Here is a 19183-nt window from a genome sequence, read left to right as displayed (position 1 = left end):
GTTAACAGCCAGTTCTGGACGAATGACCAGTTATCCGCAGAAACATGTGAATCGCAGCTCAGCGCAGCAGATCGGCCAGCCAGCGGGAGTCGAACCAGCCGGCAGCCGACGCCGCGAACCGCTCCGGATCGAATCGTCCGGCGCCGGCCGGCACACTACCGGCCAACTCGACACCGGTCACCGCGGGCAGATCGTCGCGGTTGCACTCCGACGCCAGATCCGGTGTGCGCGGCCATGATCCGATGACCAGACCCGCACACGGCACCCCGGCCGCGGCCAGCGCGCGGGTGGTGAGCTCGCTGTGATTGAGCGTGCCCAGCCCCGCCGCGGCGACCACCACCACCGGCGCCCCCAGCTTCTGCGCCAGCTCCAGCAACGTGAATTCGCCCACTCGGACCAGCAATCCGCCCGCTCCCTCGACCAGCACCAGATCCGCGTCGGCCAGGGTCTCGATCCCGGCGACGGTCTCGGCCAGGGTGAGCAGCGGCGCACCGCAGCGCCGGGCGGCGGTGTCGGGCGCCAACGGCTCCGGGTAGCGGGCCAATTCGAGCGTCCGGGTCACCCCGGCGAGCCGCTCGATCTCGGCGAGGTCGCCGGGTTCGCCCGGGGCCACACCGGTCTGGGCCGGCTTGCAGACCGCCACGGACCGGCCGGCGGCCCGCGCGGCCGCCGCCAGCGCGGCGGTCACCACGGTCTTGCCCACATCGGTCGACGTTCCGGTCACCAACAGCACGCTCATGCCGCCACCTCTCCGATCACCGCACCCCGGCGGCAGTAGACCCGTCCACTCACGCCCGCACCTCGCGGCCGTTCGACTCGGGCGCATGCCGGACCCGGGTCGCCGCCAGCACGTCACCGAGCACCGCGGTGATCTGTTCCATCTCACTGTCGGTCAGGTCGGCGCGGGCGGTCAGCCGCAACCGGGACGTCCCCTCGGGCACCGACGGCGGGCGGAAACAGCCGACGCTCAAACCGCGGGCCCGGCACGCCTGGGCGGCGTCGTAGGCCACCTGTGGCTCGCCCAACACCACCGACACCACCGCCGACTCCGGTTGCGCCACACCGGCAACCGCCGCGATCTCGCCGGCCCGGGCCAGCACCCGGCCCGCCATCTCGGGTTCGGCGCGCAGCAACCGCAGCGCGGCCAGCGCCGCACCGACGGCCGCGGGTGCCAGACCGGTGTCGAAGATGAAGGTGCGGGCCGCGTCGATCAGATGAGCGCGCACCCGCTCGCTGGCGAGCACCGCTCCGCCTTGCGTGGCAAGGGCTTTGGAGAGAGTGGCGGTGATCACCAGATCCGGTTCACCGGCCAGGCCGACTTCCTGTACCAGCCCGCGGCCGCCGTCCCCGCGCACCCCGATGCCGTGCGCCTCGTCCACGATCAGTACCGCGCCGTTCGCCCGGGTGACCCGGTGCAGGGCGTCGAGCGGGGCCAGGTCACCGTCGGCGCTGAACACCGAGTCGGTGAGGACCAACGCCCGCTCCTCGGTGCGCTGCGCCAGCGCCCGGTCGACCGCGTCGACGTCCCGGTGCGGTGTCACCACCACCCGCGCCCGCGACAACCGGCAGGCGTCGACCAGCGAGGCGTGACTACCGGCGTCGGAGACGACCAGCGCCTCGCGCCCGGCCAGTGCCGTGACCACCCCGAGGTTGGCGGCGTACCCGGAGGAGAACACCAATCCGGCTTCGGCGCCGACGAATTCGGCCAGTTCCGTCTCGAGCTGTTCGTGATCGGCGGTGGTCCCGGTCACCAGCCGCGACCCGGTCGACCCGGTCCCCCACTTCCGGACCGCCTCGACGGCCCCCGCGGCCACCGCGGGATGCCGCGACAGGCCCAGGTAGTCGTTGGAGGCCAGATCGATCAGCGCCTCCCCGGGCACCCGTGCCCGCAACTGCCGGCGCAGCCCGGCCCGCGTCCGGTCCGCGGCACGCTCGTCCAGCCAGCGCAATGGGTCGACATTCACAGTTCACGAGCATACTTGAACGCCGTTCAGGAGCCGCCGGAGACTGCCGCACAGGCGACCGCGCCGACATCCGCCCGAACCCCGGACGCCACCCGGTACCCCGGTCACGAGCGAAATTGGACGCTCAGCCACCGCCTAACGCTCGCCCGATAACCGCAGGACGCTCGCTCGGCTACCTCAGGACGCTCGCCCGGCTACCGCAGGACGCTCGCTCGGCTAGCGCAGGGCAGTCGCCCGATAACCGCAGGACGCTCGCTCGGCTACCGCAGGACGCTCGCCCGGCTAGCGCAGGGCAGTCGCCCGACAACTGCAGGACGCTCGCCCGGCAACCGCAGGACGGACGCTCGGCTACCGCAGGGCAGTCGCCCGCACCGCGGCGACCATGGTGAACGCCGCCGTCAGCACCACCGCGCTCAGTCCCCAGATGCTGTGCGCCAGGAATGTCGGCAGTTGGCTGTGGAACAGGGCGGGCCAGGCCAGGGTGGAGGTGGAGCCGAGCAGCCAGGCCGCCACCAGGGCGGTGAGCGGGCGGACGCCGGCCCGGTCGGCGCGGCCGAGCAACAGCAGCACCGCGAGCGCCACCGCGAACAGCAGGCCGACCAGCAGAGCCGCCGTCATGACCGAGGTGAGGGTCGTGCTGCCGTGAAAACCCTTGTGCCCGTCCAGGTGCAGTCCGACCGCGGCCACGGCGGTGGCCGCGGCGGTGGCGAGCAACCCGAATCCGGCCTGCAGGTCGGACGGGCCGCGACCCTCGAGCATGGTCCGCTCGCCGTTCGCCGACAGTGCCGCGAGGGCACCGAACAGCGCCGCGATAGCGGCCAGCACCACCAGCCACAACCCCGACCCGTACTGGAAATGCAGGCCCGAGTAGTGGTTGTTCACCACGTGCCCGACCTGGGTGATCCCGAACCCCAGCAGCAACCCGCCGGTCGCGACACCGACGGGCGCCGACCAAGCGTAGGGCCGTTCGGCCAGTACCAGGGTCAGCACGCCGATCCCGAGCGCGATCACCGCCAGCAGGGTCAGCTGCACACCCAGCGAGGGCGAACTGTGGTGCGTCACACCCCCGGCCACGTCGCCGCGCCAGGGCAGCGATCGGATCTCGTGGCCGCCGATCTGGACCACCCAGACCGGAAGCATGGATCCGATCGCCAGCAGCACTCCGGCAACTGCCAGCAGGAGGCCGGAAACCCGGAGCAGGACAGCGTTTTCCGATGACGCCACGGTGACGGGACTGAAACCGACCCCGGTCGGGAACTGGTCCGGCATGGCCGAGCCGTAGACCACCGGAAGCTGCCCGGTGTCATACGGTCCGGGCGGAGTGAAGCTGGTCATAACGGCACAGAGTAGCCGCCGCCGATCCGTTCCACCGACCAAGTGTCACAGGCGATCCGCCGCGGGCGTGCTCGGTTCCGCTTACCGCCCGCGACTCGGGTGCGGCACAGCCGCGTGAGCCGTCGTGGCCGGGGCGGTTCGATGCGACCCGACCCGGATCGCGGCGCGGTCCGGCGGTCAGCGCGACCGCTCGCTCGCGGCGGCCGCGACCACGGCGTTCGCGATCGCGGCAACGTCCTCGGGCGTGCTGATGAACGGCGGCATCGTGTAGACGAGATTGCGGAACGGGCGCAACCACACTCCGGCGTCGACCGCGGCGCGCGTGGCGGACCGCATGTCGACGGGCCCGTCCAGTTCGACGACTCCGATCGCGCCCAGCACCCGGACATCGGCGACGCCGGGAACCGCACGCGCGGGCGCCAATCCGGCTCGCAGCCCGGCCTCGATATCGGCCACTTCCCGCCGCCAGTCCCGGGCGAGCAGCAGTTCGGTCGAGGCGACCGCCACCGCACAGGCCAGCGGGTTGCCCATGAAGGTGGGGCCGTGCATGAGACCGCCGTGCGCGGCGCTGATCGTCTCGGCGATCGCGGTGGTGGTGACAGCGGCGGCGAGGGTGAGGTAGCCGCCGGTCAGCGCCTTGCCGACACACATCACGTCGGGGGTGACGCCCGCCGCGTCGGCGGCGAAAAGTGTTCCGGTGCGGCCGAATCCGGTGGCGATCTCGTCGAAGATCAGCAGGATGCCGTGAGCGTCGCAGAGTCGGCGCAGGTCCCGCAGGTAGTCGGGGTGGTGGAAGCGCATGCCGCCGGCGCCCTGCACGATCGGCTCCACGATGACCGCGGCCACCTCGTCGGCGTGTGCGGCGATCAATTGTTCGAGGAGCGCGACGTACTCGGGGTCGTAGTCGTGCGGCGGCATCGGCGCGAAGATCTGCTCGGCGAGCACGTCGGTCCACAGCGCGTGCATGCCGCCTTCGGGGTCGCACACACTCATCGGGGTGAAGGTGTCGCCGTGGTAGCCGCCGCGCCAGGTCAGCAGCCGGTGTTTGCCGGGCCGGCCCAGGGCCCGCCAGTACTGCAGGCACATCTTGACCGCGACCTCCACCGAGATCGAGCCGGAGTCGCAGAGGAATACTTTGTCCAGGCCCGCGGGGGTGAGCTCGACCAGTAGTTCGGCCAGCCGCACGGCGGGCTCGTGGGTGAGGCCGCCGAACATGACGTGACTCATCCGCTCGGACTGCGCGACCAGGGCCGCGTCGAGCACCGGGTGCCGGTAGCCGTGGACGGCGGCCCACCAGCTGCTCATGCCGTCGATCAGTTCCCGGCCGTCGGCGAGGGTGAGCCTGGTCCCGGCGGCCGACGCGACCACGAGCGGCTCGGTGGTCGCCGGGAAACCGCCGTAGGGGTGCCAGACGTGGGCGGCGTCGAGCGCGGTGATCTCGGCGGCGGTGCGGGGCACGGCGCTCCTTCGGGCGAGGCGTTCCTGAACACCGTTCAAGTTACCATCGTGACGCGGCCGGACCACCGCCTCCCGGGCTGCGGCTACTGTCGAACCCATGGTTGCGCCGGAGGGACCTCGCCGAGTGGCCCCGCTGGGCGTGTGGCCCGGCGCGGCCTACCCGCTCGGCGCCACCTACGACGGCGTGGGCACCAATTTCTCCGTCTTCTCCGAGGTGGCCGAACGGGTCGAGCTGTGCCTGATCGACCGGCTCGGCGCGGAGACCCGGATCCCGCTCGACGAGGTCGACGGATCGGTGTGGCACGCCTACATCCCGGCCGTCGTGCCCGGCCAACGCTACGGGTACCGGGTGCACGGCCCCTACGATCCGGCGCGCGGGTTGCGGTGCGACCCGGCCAAACTCCTGCTCGACCCGTACGGCAAGGCCTTCGGCGGCACGTTCGCCAACGATCCGTCCCTGTACGAACACGGCCGGGATTCGCTGGGGCACACCATGACCGGGGTCGTGGTGAACCCCTGGTTCGACTGGGGCAGCGACCGCGCGCCCCGGCACCAGTACCACGAGACCGTGATCTACGAGGCGCACGTCAAGGGGATGACGATCTCCCATCCCCGGGTGCCGCCCGAATTACGCGGCACCTACGCCGGTCTCGCGCATCCGGCGGTCATCGCGCACCTGAAGAGCCTGGGCGTCACCGCCGTCGAACTGATGCCGGTGCACCAGTTCCTGCACGACCGGGTCCTGCTCGACCAGGGACTACGAAACTATTGGGGCTACAACAGTTTCGGCTATCTCGCCCCGCACGGCGAGTACGCCGCCGACCCCCGGCCCGGCGGCGCGGTGAGCGAGTTCAAGGCCATGGTCCGCGCCCTGCACGCCGAAGGGATCGAGGTGATCCTCGACGTCGTGTACAACCACACCGCCGAGGGCAACCACTTCGGCCCGACGCTGTCGTTCCGGGGCATCGACAATGCCGCGTATTACCGCCTGTCCGAAGACGATCCGGCCCACTACGTCGACTACACCGGCACCGGCAACAGTCTCAACGTGCGCAATCCGCACACCCTGCAGCTGATCATGGACTCGCTGCGGTACTGGATCCAGGAGATGCACGTCGACGGCTTCCGGTTCGACCTGGCCGCCACCCTGGCCCGCGAGCTGCACGACGTCGACAAGCTGGCCACGTTCTTCGATCTGGTGCAACAGGATCCGGTGGTCAGCCAGGTCAAGCTGATCGCCGAACCGTGGGACGTCGGCGAGGGCGGCTACCAGGTCGGCAACTTCCCGGCGTTGTGGACGGAATGGAACGGCCAGTACCGCGACACCGTGCGCGACTACTGGCGCGGACAGCCTTCCACCCTGGGCGAATTCGCGTCCCGGCTGACCGGGTCTTCCGACCTGTACGAGGCCACCGGCCGCCGGCCCAGCGCCAGCATCAACTTCGTCACCGCGCACGACGGGTTCACCCTGCGAGACCTGGTCTCCTACAACGAGAAACACAACGAGGCCAACGGTGAGGGCAACCGCGACGGCGAGAACTACAACCGCTCCTGGAACTGCGGCGCCGAAGGCCCGACCACCGACCCGGGAATCCTGGAACTGCGCGATCGCCAGAGCCGCAACATGATCGCCACCCTCGCCCTGTCCCAGGGCACGCCGATGCTGCTGCACGGCGACGAATTCGGGCGCACCCAGCTGGGCAACAACAACGCCTACTGCCAGGATTCGCCGCTGTCCTGGATCGACTGGACACTCGCCGACACGCACGCCGACCTGCTCGCCTTCACTCGCACCGTGTTCGCGCTGCGCGCCGCGCACCCGGTGTTCCGGCGCCGCCGCTTCTTCGACGGCCATCCGGGACCCGGGCAGCCCGCGTGCGGGGACATCGCCTGGCTGACCCCGGCGGGCGCGGAGATGACCGCGGCCGACTGGGAATCGGGCTTCGCACGGTCGCTGACGGTGTTCCTCAACGGCGACGCGATCGCCGAACCCGGCCCGCAAGGTGAACGCGTCCGCGACGACTCGTTCCTGCTCTGCTTCAACGCGCACGACGAGGCACTCGAATTCACCGTTCCCGGAACGGAATTCGCCCCGGAGTGGGAAGTAGCGCTCGACTGCTCCGCCGCCACCGGCCACGCGCCGGCCACCCACGCGGCCGGTGCCGCGCTCACCGTTCCCGCCCGATGCCTGCTCGTACTCAGGAGCCGTCACCGGGACCGTTCCGCCCATATCGCATGATCTATACCGAGATGACTGAAGCGCACCCCACCTCCGAGCCCCGCCCCGGGCCCACGCCCGCGCACACCCCGATCAGCAGCACCTACCGGCTACAGCTGCGACCGGGCCTGCTCACCTTCGACGACGCCAGGTCGATCGCCGAATACCTCCAGCAGCTCGGCGTCTCGCACCTGTACCTGTCGCCGATCCTGACCGCGATGCCGGGCTCCACCCACGGCTACGACGTCACCGACCCGACGACCGTGTCGGCCGCGCTCGGCGGCCCGGCCGGGCTGAAGGCGCTCGCGGACGAGGTGCGCAGCCGCGGCATGGGCCTGATCGTGGACCTGGTCCCCAACCACCTGGGAGTCGGCGAACCCCGGCACAGCCCGTGGTGGTGGGACGTGCTGCGCAACGGCCGGCAGTCACCGTTCGCGGCGTTCTTCGACATCGACTGGAGTCCCAGCAACGGTGCCGGCGGCCGGCTGGCACTGCCGGTGCTGCAGAGCGAGAACGATCCGGCGAACCTGACCGTCGACCGCACCGGGCCGGAACCGATGCTGGCACTGCACGATCTGCGCTTCCCGATCGCGCCCGGCACCGACGGCGAGAATCCGCTACGGATCCACGACAAACAGCACTATCGCCTGGTCAACTGGCGGGCCGGGGTCGGCACCTACCGGCGGTTCCTGGCCGTGAACGGCCTGGCGGCCGTGCGCCAGGAGGAGCCGGCGGTGTTCGAGCTGACCCACCGCGAGCTGGCGGCCTGGTGCGAACACGACCTCATCGACGGCGTCCGGGTCGACCATCCCGACGGGCTCGCCGATCCGGCCGGATACCTTGCCCGGCTGCGGCGGCTGATCGGGCCCGATCGGCTGCTGGTGGTCGAGCGGATGCTCGCACCCGAGGAACCGCTGGACGCCACGCTGCCGGTGGACGGCACCACCGGTTACGACACCCTCGCCGACATCGGTGGAGTGCTGGTGGATCCGGCCGGCGCCGCGAGCCTGACCGAACTGTCCCGGCACCTGGTCGGGCACGGCAGCGACCAGGCCTGGTTCGACGACACCGAACACCGGATCAAGCGCGCCGTCGCCGAGACGCTGCTGGTGCCCGAGGTGCGGCGGCTGGTGGCCGCGATCAAACGGGACGCGCGGGCCGCGGACTTCGACACCATGGCGCTGACCAACGCCACCGTCGAGGTGCTGTCCTACCTGCCTGTCGGCCGCACCGACTACCGGCCGCTGGCCGGGGTGCTGGGCCGGGTGGTGACCGAAGTCGCCACGCGCAATACCGAATTGACCATCCCGCTGTCGGTGCTGACCACCGCCGTGGCCGCGAACGGCGAGGCCGCGACCCGGCTGAATCAGGTCGGGGTGGCGGTGGCGGCGAAGGCGGTCGAGGACACCATGTCCTACCGGGCCGCGCGGCTGGTGTCGCTGCAGGAGCTGGGCGGGGACCCCACCCGGTTCGGCCGCTCGGTGCTGGAGTTCCATCTCGCCAATGCCGAACGCGCCCATCACTGGCCGGCCACCATGACCACGCTCTCCACCCACGACACCAAACGCGGTGAGGACGTGCGGGCCCGGATCAGTGTGCTGTCGCAGCTGGCCGGCACCTGGGCGGCGACCGTGACGGCGTGGCACGACATCACGCCGCCGCCGGACCCGGCCACCGGACTGTTCCTGCTGCAGAACATGCTCGGAGTGTGGCCCGCCGACGGGCGTCCGGCCGCGGGCGTGCCCGGGCTGCGGGAGCGCCTGCACGCGTTCGCGGAGAAGGCGGTTCGCGAGGCCGGAATCGAATCCTCTTGGGAGGAGCCGGATGCCGAGTTCGAGGTCGCACTGCACCGCTGGGTGGACGCGGTGGTCGACGGGCCGGTCGGCGCCGAGCTGAGCGAACTGGTCGGCCAGATCGCACCGCACGCCTGGTCCGACGCGCTGGCCCAGAAACTGCTGCAGCTGTGCGGCCCCGGGATCCCCGACATCTACCAGGGCACCGAGCTGTGGGAGGACTCGCTGGTCGACCCCGACAACCGCCGCCCGGTCGACTTCGGTCACCGGCTCGCCGTACTCCAATCCCTCACCGGCACACCGGATGTGGATGCCACTGGGGTCGCGAAGATGTGGGTGGTCGCCTACGCGCTGTGGCTGCGCCGGGAACGCCCCGACGTCTTCGTCGGCGGCACCTACACCCCGTTGTTCGCCGGCGGCGACCACGCCCGCCGCGTCGTAGCCTTCGCCCGCGGCCGCCGCGGCGAGACCCCCCAGGTGGTAGCCGCCGTCACCCGCCACAGCGTCGGCCTCGCCGACACCGGCTGGGGCGACACCACGATGCACCTCCCCCCGGGCATCTGGACCGACCGCCTCACCGGACACACCTTCCAGGGCCGCATCCGCCTGGAAAAACTCTTCGCCCGCCTACCCGTCGCCCTCCTGGTCCGCTGACGGCAGCCGTCACACGGACGGCGAGATCCGGTCGAACGATGGTGACCGGACGGCGCCACTGGGCCGAGATCCGGTGGGAACGAGCGGATCCGGAGCGCCGTGCCGCACAGACCCGGCCCACTCAACGATCGAACGACGTGACACCGACCGGCCCGGCGCCGACGCAGAGGCGAGATCCGGTGTGAGCGAGCGGATTCGGACGGCCGCGCCGCACAGACCCACCGCCCACTCAACGATCGAACGAGGTGACACCCACCGGCCCGACGCCGACGCAGAGGGCGAGATCCGGTGTGAGCGAGCGGATTCGGAGGGCAGAACCGCTGCCGAGGAGGCGGACGAAGACCTGGTTGAGGCCGGGGTGGACGTCGGCGAGCACTTCGTCGCTGCCTTCGAAGGCGACCGCGACGCGGCCTTCGCGGTCGGCGAGGTAGTTGAGCTGGGCGGTCCAGGCGCGCATGAGCATCGGGCCGGTGAGTGGGAGTTCCACTGCGGCGGGGCCGCGGACCCGGTAGCCGCAGTCGGGGTCGGGACCGGGCACGATGCCGCGGTTCCACCAGACCTGGGCATCGACGATCGTGCCGGTGTCGGTGAGCATGCGCAGGCGGGGCGTGGTGCGGGCGAACAGGCCGGGCGGCGCGATGGGGGCCAGGACCCGGTCGGTTTGGTTCTGCGGGAAGGCCAAGGGGTTCAACACGTTCCACGGCACCTCCTGCTGGAGCAGCGGGTCACCGTCCCAGTGGGCGAATTCCGCGCGCGCGGTGGTGAGATAGCCGCGGGCGGGAGCGTTCGACCAGCTGCGCGCGAAACCGTAGGTCGACCACAGGCTGCCGAGGGTGAACACCGACATGGCCACCGCCACAACGGGTCTGCCGTAGCGCGGCACCTGCCGCCGGGCCGGAGCGCACAACACCAGCGCGCCGGCGATGGTCAGCACGACGGCGTCGTCGGCGAAATAGCGCAGCGACTGCATCAGCTCGGCGGTCGTCCCCGGACCGCTGCGGATCACCAGCACCGGAATCTGGGTCAGCAGGATGTAGGCCGCGGCCGCCACCCATACGGCGATCACCCGCCGCCGCAGCGAGATCGACAGCGCCACAACCGCTGCCACCGCGATCCAGGCGAGCACCACGCCCCAGTGCGGCGGGTCGGCCCACGGCGTCGCGGGGATCCAGCGTTCCCAGTGCCAGGGGCCGCCCACCGCGGCCGGCACGATCCCGAGCGAGATCGCGCTGTGCAGCAGCGCGCCCGCGTGCTCGGGCCCGGTCGCCTGCTCCGGACCGCTGTTGCTCTCGGTCGTATCGACCACCAGCAGGTAGCAGACCGCCCACATCACCAGCACCACACCGGATCCCGCCCACAGCAGCGCACCCCGGCGCAGCGCCCGCCGCACCGGCTCGCCCCGCACCCGGGCCAGCAACGCGACCACCGCGGCCGCGACCACCGGCACCACCGCGGCCTTCTCGAAGAACCCCAGCGCCACCGCCAGCGCCACGACACCCGACACCACGTACCGCCGCTGGCCGGTCCGCACGAGCCGCAGCGCGTCCGCGCTCACCCAGGCCAGCGCGAACTGCAGTGGCAACGCGTTCAATCCCGCCGACCACCACGCGAACGCGGGCAGCGTCAGCACCCCGGCCAGATAGAACCCCAGCGGAATCGACAGCCGCCACCGCCATCCCAGCATCACCACGAGCAGCCGCAGCACCGCCAGCGAGGCCGCGGCCTGCAACAGCACCAGCGACGCCACCGCCAAGCCCCACCGCAGCGGCGCGATCGCCGTCGCCAGCCAGACCGTCATGTACGCCAGCGGCATGAAATGCCCGTCGTGGCTGTACCAGAGCAGATCCGCGGACCACAGCGAGGAGGTCGCCGCCCGCCCGGTCATGATCAGGTCGTCCCAGTAGAAGTACCCGGACCCGGCCACCCACCCCCGCACCACCAGCTGCAGCAGGATCGCCGACACCGCCACCACCGCGACCCGCGGTACCCGTGCGAGGCTCACAACCGGCCGGCTCCGTCCGCAATCCGCATAGTGGCACGCTATCGCGCCGCACCCCGCCGACCCGCAGTCCGGTCGCCCGATTCCTCCCCCGCTGCCGGAATCCCTCCAGCCCCAACATCTTTCCGCCGCCGTGACGGCGCCGACCGGACGTCCCGCTGGTCGGCCCCGAGAGCATGGAAAGGTCAGCGGCCCGGCGTGATTCGCCGGTCCAACTGGGTACCTCGGCGGTTCCGCGCAGTCCTGCGCCGCGCCACTCCGTGCCGCTCAGATGCTGCGGTCGAGCTTTCCGCCGAGCTTGGCCAGGTAGCCCTTCACGTCGTCCGCCGAGCGGTCCGGCAGCCCGAAGACCACCTCGGTCACCCCCGCCTCGGACCACTGTGCGAGCTGGGCGGCGTCGTGCCGGCCGGCCAGCGCGACGACCCGGGGCGTGCCCTCGCGGCCGTTGTCCTTCCAGACCCGGTTCAGCAGTTCGATCTTCGGCGCGATGTCGGCCTCGGCGGGGGTGGTGAGCCAGCCGGAGGCGTTGCGGGCCAGCCAGGTGAAGGACTGCTCGGTGCCGGCCGCACCGAGGATGACCGGGACCTGGCCGGCGGGCTTCGGCCAGGACCAGCTCGGGCCGAACTGCACGAACTGGCCGTTGTATTCGGCCTGCTCCTGGGTCCAGATCTCGCGCATGGCGGCGAGCTTCTCGGCCAGGACGGTGCGGCGCTTGTTCGCCGGCACGCCGTGGTCACCGAGTTCCTCGGTGTTCCAGCCGAATCCGACGCCGAGCTCGACGCGGCCGCCGCTGAGGTGGTCGAGGGTGGCGATGGTCTTGGCCAGGATGATCGGGTCGTGCGCGGCGGGCAGCGCCACCGCCGTGGACAGGGTGATCCGGCTGGTCACGGCCGCGGCCGTGCCGAGCGCCACCCACGGGTCGAGGGTGCGCAGGTAGCGGTCGTCGGGCAGGGTCTCGTCGCCGGTGCGCGGGTGGGCCGCGGTCCGGGCGGTGGGGATGTGGGTGTGCTCGGGTACGTAGAACGAGTCGAACCCGGCTTCCTCGGCGGCGGCGGCCGCATTGGCGGGCGTGATGCCCCGATCGCTGGTGAACAACACCACTCCGTACCGCATGTGACACTCCTCGGCTGTCCCGCTGGTAAAACTAGAATACGTTCTACCATTCTCCGGGCCGCCGCGCGGCACTTATTCGGACGCGCCGTGATGTTCACCACCGACACGCCGCGATCATCAGGCACGCTCCGCGGCGCGAACCAGCGGCGGCGGAACGTGTCGGACCTCGTGCATAGAATCGCTGGACCAACCCCCGCCGGCCTCTGGGAGGAAGGACCGTCTTGAGCGCGTCGTCCGGATCGTTCGTTCACCTGCACAACCACACCGAGTACTCCATGCTCGACGGTGCCGCGAAGATCACCCCGTTGTTCAAAGAGGCGCAACGGCTGGAAATGACGGCGGTCGGCATGTCCGACCACGGAAACATGTACGGCGCTTCGGAGTTCTACAACACCGCCAAGAAGATCGGCGTGAAGCCGATCATCGGCATCGAGGCCTATATCGCGCCGGAGTCCCGGTTCAACACCAAGCGCGTGCTGTGGGGCGACCCGTCGCAGAAGGGCGACGACGTCTCCGGTTCGGGTGCCTACACCCACATGACCATGGTCGCCGAGAACGCCACCGGACTGCGCAACCTGTTCAAGCTGAGCTCGCTCGCCTCCATCGAGGGCCAGCTCGGCAAGTGGGCGCGTATGGACGCCGAGATCATCGCCGAGCACGCCGCCGGCATCATCGCCACCACCGGCTGCCCGTCCGGCGAGGTACAGACCCGGCTACGCCTGGGCCACGAGCGCGAGGCCCTCGAGGCCGCGGCCAAGTGGCAGGAGATCTTCGGCCCCGAGAACTTCTTCCTCGAGGTCATGGACCACGGGCTGTCCATCGAGCGCCGCGTCCGCGAAGGCTTGCTCGACGTCAGCAAAAAGCTCGGCATCCCACCGCTGGCCACCAACGACTGCCACTACGTCTTCGAATCCGATTCGTCGAATCACGAAGCGCTGCTGTGCATCCAGACCGGCAAGACGCTGTCCGACCCGAACCGGTTCAAGTTCGACGGCTCCGGCTACTACCTGAAGTCCGCCGCCGAGATGCGCGCCATCTGGGACGCGGAAGTCCCCGGCGCCTGCGACAACACGGTGCTCATCGGCGAGCGGGTCCAGTCCTACGACGACGTGTGGGCCCACCGCGACCGGATGCCGATCTTCCCGGTGCCAGAGGGCTACACCCAGGCCACCTGGCTCGAGCACGAGGTCATGAAGGGCCTCGACCGGCGGTTCCCCAGCGGGCCGCCGCAGGAATACGTCACCCGGGCGAAGTACGAGCTCGGCGTGATCAACGAAATGGGTTTCCCCGCATACTTCCTCGTCGTCGGTGACCTCATCACCTACGCCCGCTCGGTCGGCATCAACGTCGGCCCGGGCCGTGGTTCGGCAGCCGGTTCGCTGGTCGCCTACGCCATGGGCATCACCAATATCGACCCGATCCCGCACGGTCTGCTCTTCGAGCGGTTCCTCAACCCCGAGCGCGTGTCGATGCCCGATATCGATATCGACTTCGACGACCGCCGCCGCGGTGAGATGGTCCGTTACGCCACCGAGAAGTGGGGCAGCGACCGGGTCGCCCAGGTCATCACCTTCGGCACCATCAAAACCAAAGCGGCGCTGAAGGACTCGGCCCGCGTACTGTTCGGCCAGCCCGGTTTCGCGATCGCCGACCAGATCACCAAGGCGCTGCCGCCGCCGATCATGGCCAAGGACATCTCGGTGTCGGGCATCACCGACCCCGAGCACGAGCGGTACAAGGAAGCCGCCGAGGTCCGGGAACTGATCAACACCAATCCCGACGTGGCCAAGATCTACGAGACCGCCAAGGGGCTCGAGGGCCTGATCCGCAACGCCGGCGTGCACGCCTGCGCGGTCATCATGTCGTCTGAGCCGCTCACCGACGCGATCCCGGTCTGGAAGCGAGCCCAGGACGGCGCCATCATCACCGGCTGGGACTATCCGTCGTGCGAGGCCATCGGCCTGCTGAAGATGGACTTCCTGGGCCTGCGCAACCTCACCGTCATCGGCGACGCCCTGGAGAACATCAAGGCCAACCGCGGTATCGAACTCGACCTCGACACCTTGCCGCTGGAGGACCCGGCCACCTACGAACTGCTGGCCCGCGGCGACACCCTGGGCGTGTTCCAGCTCGACGGTGGTGCCATGCGAGATCTGTTGCGCCGCATGATCCCCACCGGCTTCGAGGACATCGTCGCGGTGCTGGCGCTGTACCGCCCGGGCCCGATGGGCATGAACGCGCACAACGACTACGCCGACCGCAAGAACGGCCGGCAGGAGGTCAAGCCGATCCATCCGGAGCTCGAGGAGCCCCTCAAGGACATCCTGCGCGACACCTACGGCCTGATCGTCTATCAGGAACAGATCATGCAGATCGCGCAGAAGGTGGCCGGCTACTCGCTGGGCCGAGCCGACATTCTGCGCCGCGCCATGGGTAAGAAGAAGGCCGAGGTCCTGGCCGCGGAGTTCGAGGGCTTCGAAGCGGGCATGCTGCAGAACGGGTTCAGCAAGCCGGCCATCCAGGCGCTGTGGGACACGATCCTCCCGTTCGCGGGCTACGCGTTCAACAAGTCGCACGCGGCGGGCTACGGCCTGGTGTCGTTCTGGACCGCGTACCTGAAGGCCAATTACCCCGCCGAGTACATGGCCGGGCTGCTGACCTCCGTCGGTGACGACAAGGACAAGGCGGCGGTCTATCTGGCCGACTGCCGCCGGCTGGGCATCCAGGTGCTGCCGCCGGACGTCAACGAGTCGCAGCTCGAATTCGCCTCGGTGGGCAACGACATCCGCTTCGGCATGGGTGCGGTCCGCAACGTCGGCGCGAATGTCGTGGCCTCGATCATCGCCGCCCGGGAGGAGAAGTCGAAGTTCACCGACTTCTCCGACTACCTGAACAAGATCGACGCCACCGCCTGCACCAAGAAGGTCGCCGAATCCCTCATCAAGGCAGGCGCTTTCGACTCGCTGGGCCACCCGCGCAAGGGCCTGCTGCTGGTGCACTCCGATGCCATCGACGCGGTCATGTCGACCAAGAAGGCCGAGGCGATCGGGCAGTTCGACCTGTTCGGCGGTCTCGACGACGGCGACGAGTCGATGGCCTCGGTCTTCGACGTGAAGGTTCCCGACGAAGAGTGGGAGACCAAGCACAAGCTGGCGCTGGAGCGAGAGATGCTGGGGCTCTACGTGTCCGGGCATCCGCTCGACGGTGTGGCGCACGTGATCGCCGCGCAGGCCGACACCCAGATCCCGGCCATTCTCGAAGGTGATGTGAAGGACGGCGCGCAGGTGACCATCGGCGGCATCATCGCCTCGGTCACCCGCCGGATCAACAAGAACGGATTGGCTTGGGCCGCCGTGCAATTGGAAGACCTCACCGGTGGGATCGAGGTGCTGTTCTTCCCGCAGTCGTATTCGGTGTACGGCGCCGAGGTGGTCGAGGACGCGGTGGTCCTGGTCAAGGCGCGGGTCTCGGCCCGCGACGACCGGATCTCGCTGATCGCCAATGATCTCGTGGTCCCGGACCTGTCCTCGATCGGTGTGGACAAGCCCCTGGCCGTGACGATCCCGACCCGCCTGTGCACCCCGGACAAGGTGGGCGCGCTGAAGCGGGTCCTGGCCAGCCACCCCGGCACCGCTGACGTCCACATCCGCCACGTCGGTGCCCGGGACAAGACCACCGTGCTGCGGGTGACCGACAATCTGCGGGTGTCTCCCTCCTCGGCCCTGATGGGTGATCTGAAGGCACTGCTCGGCCCGGGCTGCCTGGCGAGCTGACACATCGCCCGCACCGCCTGGGTGAGCGGGTCGGTCAGCACGACCATCGACACTCCCGACGGGATCATCGGTCCCAACAACGGCGCCCAGCAGGTCCCCGGCACCCCGGGCACGGGCACGCACGGCGCCTCCGCGATGACCGTCGGCTACATCATGGGCTGCCAGGTCGCACTCAGCGATCTGACCGTCAACGGCGCCGCCGGACTGTTCTCCACGGTGCCGTACGGCGGCGGCAACGGTTCGATCCCGCTGGCCCGGTTTCGATGTCCGGGATCTCCAGGGCGCCTTCCCGCTCGGGAACTCCCCGAACGGTCCGACCGCTCCCGACACGGGCACGATTTTCAGTGCCCTTTCGCCCCTGATCACCGGTGCGACCGGCGGCGCGGTGATCGACGGGAACGGCGGCAGCGGTGTGACATTGGAGCCCGGCGCCGCCCTGGTCGAGCCGATGCTCGACCTGGAACAGCCCGACGACTTCGGCAACGACATCTACTTCCAGTACAACAAGGTGTACGGGCCGCACGCCGGCGTGGCGTGGACCGACGAGACCTACACCGTCGACGGTTGTGCCGGATACGCGCAGGCGCGTTCGTTCGTGCTGGCCGACGTCGAAACCCCCAAGGCCCGATCCACGATCATGCTCTGGGGTCAGCCGTTCAGCTTGGGGTGGCGGTCAGGACCGGCGAGCCGGGACCAGGGCGACGATCCAGCGCAGTGTGGCCACGCCTGCCGCGGCGAGCACGCCCGCCTGCCCGGAACCCGTGGCCACCAGCACCGCCGGCCCGGCCGCGGCGGCCAGCGCCAGAGATTCGAGTTTGAACAGCGGCCAGCGCGTGCCCGCCACGTCCACCGTGCGGGACCCGCCGGCGAGACGTGAAACAGGGGGAACCACAGCCATATGAGCAGCTTACCCTGAATCGAGAATTCGGGTAGGCGAACTTTCCGCCGGGACCGGACCGTGACCCACTCCACCGCGTGCCGCGGACGGAATAATCCGTCCCGGCGGAGCATTGTGGAGGTCATGCCACTGACCGGAGAGTACGCACCCAGCACCTCGGATTGGGCCCGTGACCAGGCCGAACTGTACGAGAACTCGGGCGGGACCGAGGGCAACATCATGCAGGGCAAACCCATCGTCCTGCTCACCACCCGCGGCGCCAAGACCGGCAAGCTGCGCCGCACCCCGCTCATGCGCGTCGAGCACAACGGCGAGTACGCCGTGGTCGCGTCGCTGGGCGGCGCGCCGAAGAACCCCGTGTGGTACTACAACGTGAAGGCCCACCTGCATGTCGAACTGCGCGACGGCACCGTGGTCAAGGACTACGACGCCCGCGAGGTGACCGGCGCCGAGCGGGACACCTGGTGGGCCCGCGCCGTCGAAGCCTGGCCGGACTACGCGGAGTACACCAAGCGAACCGATCGGCAGATCCCGCTATTCGTCCTCACGCCGCGCTGAGTCGACCCACAGCCGGAAATTCGATAGCGCTCGCTCGGTAGCATGTCCGAGTGCCGAAACCGCTGGAAGTCCCGTCGACCACATCCGCCCTGCCCGCCCTGACGGCGGACGAGATCGACGCTGCCGCCAAGCGGATTTCCGACATCATCGAGCCAACTCCCCTGCAGCGTTCGGAGCGGCTGTCGGCCGCCACCGGCGCCGAGGTCTATCTCAAGCGCGAGGACCTCACCGCGGTCCGCTCCTACAAACTGCGCGGTGCGTACAACCTGATCGTGCAGCTCAGCGCCGAGGAGCGGGCCGCGGGTGTGGTCGCGGCCAGCGCCGGCAACCACGCGCAGGGTGTCGCGTTCGCCTGCCGGGCCATGGGCATCTACGGCCGCATCTACGTACCGACCACCACCCCGAAACAGAAGTGCGACCGAATCCGGATCCACGGCGGCGAATTCGTGGAACTGATCGCGGTCGGCGACACCTACGACGCCGCGGCCGCCGCGGCTGCCGCGGACGTCGCCGCCACCGGCGCCACGATGGTCCCGCCGTTCGACGACCCGCGCACCGCGGCCGGACAGGGCACTATCGCCGCCGAAATCCTCGACCAGCTGCCGCAGGCGCCGGACCTGGTGATCGTCCCGGTGGGCGGCGGCGGCTGCCTCGCCGGGATCGGTACCTATCTGCGCCAGCGCTCCCCCCGCACCGCGATCATCGGCGTCGAACCGGCCGGCGCCGCGTCGATGACCGCCGCGCTGGTATCCGGTGGCCCGGTCACCCTGCCCTCGATCGACCCGTTCGTGGACGGTGCCGCCGTGCGCCGGGTCGGCGATCTGCCCTATGCGGCGGTGGCGGGCTTCGGCGGGCGGGTCGTGTCGCACGCGTCGCTACCGCTGATGGCCGCCACCGAGGGCACCGCGTTCCACATGATGCTCGCCGACGAGGGCGCGATCTGCACCGCGATGCTGGAGCTGTACCAGAACGAGGGCATCATCGCCGAGCCCGCCGGCGCGCTCGCCGTCGCCGCGCTCGCCGATGCCGATGTGCGGCCGGGGTCGACCGTGGTCTGTCTGGTGTCCGGCGGTAACAACGACATCTCCCGCTACGGCGAGATCATCGAACGCTCGCTGGTGCATCAGGGACTGAAACACTATTTCCTGGTGGACTTCCCGCAGGAACCCGGTGCGCTGCGCCGCTTCCTCGACGAGGTGCTGGGCCCCGACGACGACATCACCCTGTTCGAGTACGTCAAGCGCAACAACCGGGAGACCGGCGCGGCGCTGGTCGGCATCCAGCTGGGCACGCCCGCCGGACTGGACGATCTGCTGGAACGGCTGGACCGCTCCCCGATCGGCTGCGAGCGGCTGGATCCGGACTCGCCGGCCTACCGCTACCTCACCTGACACCGGTCAAATCCCCGGATTCGCCCAGC

The 19183-nt window shown here is 69.9% G+C and carries 12 protein-coding genes; 6 read left to right on the top strand and 6 right to left on the bottom strand.

What is annotated here, in order from left to right:
• Positions 1 to 58: 58 nt before the first annotated feature.
• The 4 genes from bioD to EBN03_RS27435 all read right to left on the bottom strand — a co-directional run bounded on the left by bioD (position 59) and on the right by EBN03_RS27435 (position 4757).
• Positions 59 to 739, bottom strand: coding sequence for a dethiobiotin synthase (gene bioD, locus EBN03_RS27450; protein WP_122191028.1), 681 nt, complete (start codon positions 737 to 739; stop codon positions 59 to 61).
• A 49-nt stretch (positions 740 to 788) separates the two neighbouring features.
• Positions 789 to 1964 carry an 8-amino-7-oxononanoate synthase gene (locus EBN03_RS27445; RefSeq protein ID WP_122191027.1) on the bottom strand — a complete coding sequence of 392 codons (1176 nt, stop codon included), beginning with the start codon at positions 1962 to 1964 and terminating at the stop codon, positions 789 to 791.
• 348 nt (positions 1965 to 2312) lie between these two features.
• Positions 2313 to 3299 (bottom strand): hypothetical protein, encoded by a 987-nt coding sequence (locus EBN03_RS27440; RefSeq protein ID WP_122191026.1) that lies wholly within the window; start codon positions 3297 to 3299, stop codon positions 2313 to 2315.
• A gap of 177 nt (positions 3300 to 3476) precedes the next feature.
• Positions 3477 to 4757: an adenosylmethionine--8-amino-7-oxononanoate transaminase gene (locus EBN03_RS27435; RefSeq protein ID WP_233608680.1), complete on the bottom strand. Its 1281-nt coding sequence runs from the start codon at positions 4755 to 4757 to the stop codon at positions 3477 to 3479.
• Positions 4758 to 4854: 97 nt separating this feature from the next.
• On the opposite strand from EBN03_RS27435, the gene glgX reads away from it, so the two are divergent.
• Positions 4855 to 6996 carry a glycogen debranching protein GlgX gene (gene glgX, locus EBN03_RS27430; RefSeq protein ID WP_122191024.1) on the top strand — a complete coding sequence of 714 codons (2142 nt, stop codon included), beginning with the start codon at positions 4855 to 4857 and terminating at the stop codon, positions 6994 to 6996.
• A gap of 11 nt (positions 6997 to 7007) precedes the next feature.
• Positions 7008 to 9422 (top strand): malto-oligosyltrehalose synthase, encoded by a 2415-nt coding sequence (gene treY / locus EBN03_RS27425; RefSeq protein ID WP_233608679.1) that lies wholly within the window; start codon positions 7008 to 7010, stop codon positions 9420 to 9422.
• A 229-nt stretch (positions 9423 to 9651) separates the two neighbouring features.
• On the opposite strand, the gene EBN03_RS27420 is transcribed toward treY, so the two are convergent.
• Both EBN03_RS27420 and EBN03_RS27415 read right to left on the bottom strand, forming a co-directional pair.
• The gene (locus EBN03_RS27420; protein ID WP_122191022.1) at positions 9652 to 11424 is read right to left on the bottom strand and encodes a hypothetical protein; all 1773 of its coding nucleotides are present in this window, start codon (positions 11422 to 11424) and stop codon (positions 9652 to 9654) included.
• A gap of 264 nt (positions 11425 to 11688) precedes the next feature.
• Positions 11689 to 12534, bottom strand: a complete 846-nt coding sequence (locus tag EBN03_RS27415; protein WP_122191021.1) for an LLM class F420-dependent oxidoreductase — start codon at positions 12532 to 12534, stop codon at positions 11689 to 11691.
• Positions 12535 to 12755: 221 nt separating this feature from the next.
• Here EBN03_RS27415 and dnaE point away from each other — a divergent pair, with 221 nt between their 5' ends.
• From dnaE to ilvA, 4 genes are all read left to right on the top strand, one after another.
• On the top strand, positions 12756 to 16307 hold the full coding sequence (gene dnaE / locus EBN03_RS27410; protein ID WP_122191020.1) for a DNA polymerase III subunit alpha: 3552 nt from the start codon (positions 12756 to 12758) through the stop codon (positions 16305 to 16307).
• 337 nt (positions 16308 to 16644) lie between these two features.
• Positions 16645 to 17184: an MspA family porin gene (locus tag EBN03_RS34340; protein ID WP_325052101.1), complete on the top strand. Its 540-nt coding sequence runs from the start codon at positions 16645 to 16647 to the stop codon at positions 17182 to 17184.
• 144 nt (positions 17185 to 17328) lie between these two features.
• Positions 17329 to 17763: a nitroreductase family deazaflavin-dependent oxidoreductase gene (locus EBN03_RS27400; RefSeq protein ID WP_122191060.1), complete on the top strand. Its 435-nt coding sequence runs from the start codon at positions 17329 to 17331 to the stop codon at positions 17761 to 17763.
• A gap of 50 nt (positions 17764 to 17813) precedes the next feature.
• Positions 17814 to 19154, top strand: a complete 1341-nt coding sequence (gene ilvA / locus EBN03_RS27395; RefSeq protein ID WP_122191018.1) for a threonine ammonia-lyase IlvA — start codon at positions 17814 to 17816, stop codon at positions 19152 to 19154.
• Positions 19155 to 19183: the final 29 nt, after the last annotated feature.

Origin of the sequence: Nocardia stercoris (assembly GCF_003696265.1) — a bacterium.
Taxonomy (GTDB): Bacteria; Actinomycetota; Actinomycetes; order Mycobacteriales; family Mycobacteriaceae; genus Nocardia; species Nocardia stercoris.
This window is presented reverse-complemented; position numbering and strand designations above follow the sequence as displayed.

Coding starts and splice junctions, on each gene's coding strand:
- bioD (WP_122191028.1), bottom strand. CDS start 739: ATGAGCGTGCTGTTGGTGACCGGAACGTCGACCGATGTGGGCAAGACC.
- EBN03_RS27440 (WP_122191026.1), bottom strand. CDS start 3,299: ATGACCAGCTTCACTCCGCCCGGACCGTATGACACCGGGCAGCTTCCG.
- glgX (WP_122191024.1), top strand. CDS start 4,855: ATGGTTGCGCCGGAGGGACCTCGCCGAGTGGCCCCGCTGGGCGTGTGG.
- treY (WP_233608679.1), top strand. CDS start 7,008: ATGACTGAAGCGCACCCCACCTCCGAGCCCCGCCCCGGGCCCACGCCC.
- EBN03_RS27415 (WP_122191021.1), bottom strand. CDS start 12,534: ATGCGGTACGGAGTGGTGTTGTTCACCAGCGATCGGGGCATCACGCCC.
- EBN03_RS27400 (WP_122191060.1), top strand. CDS start 17,329: ATGCCACTGACCGGAGAGTACGCACCCAGCACCTCGGATTGGGCCCGT.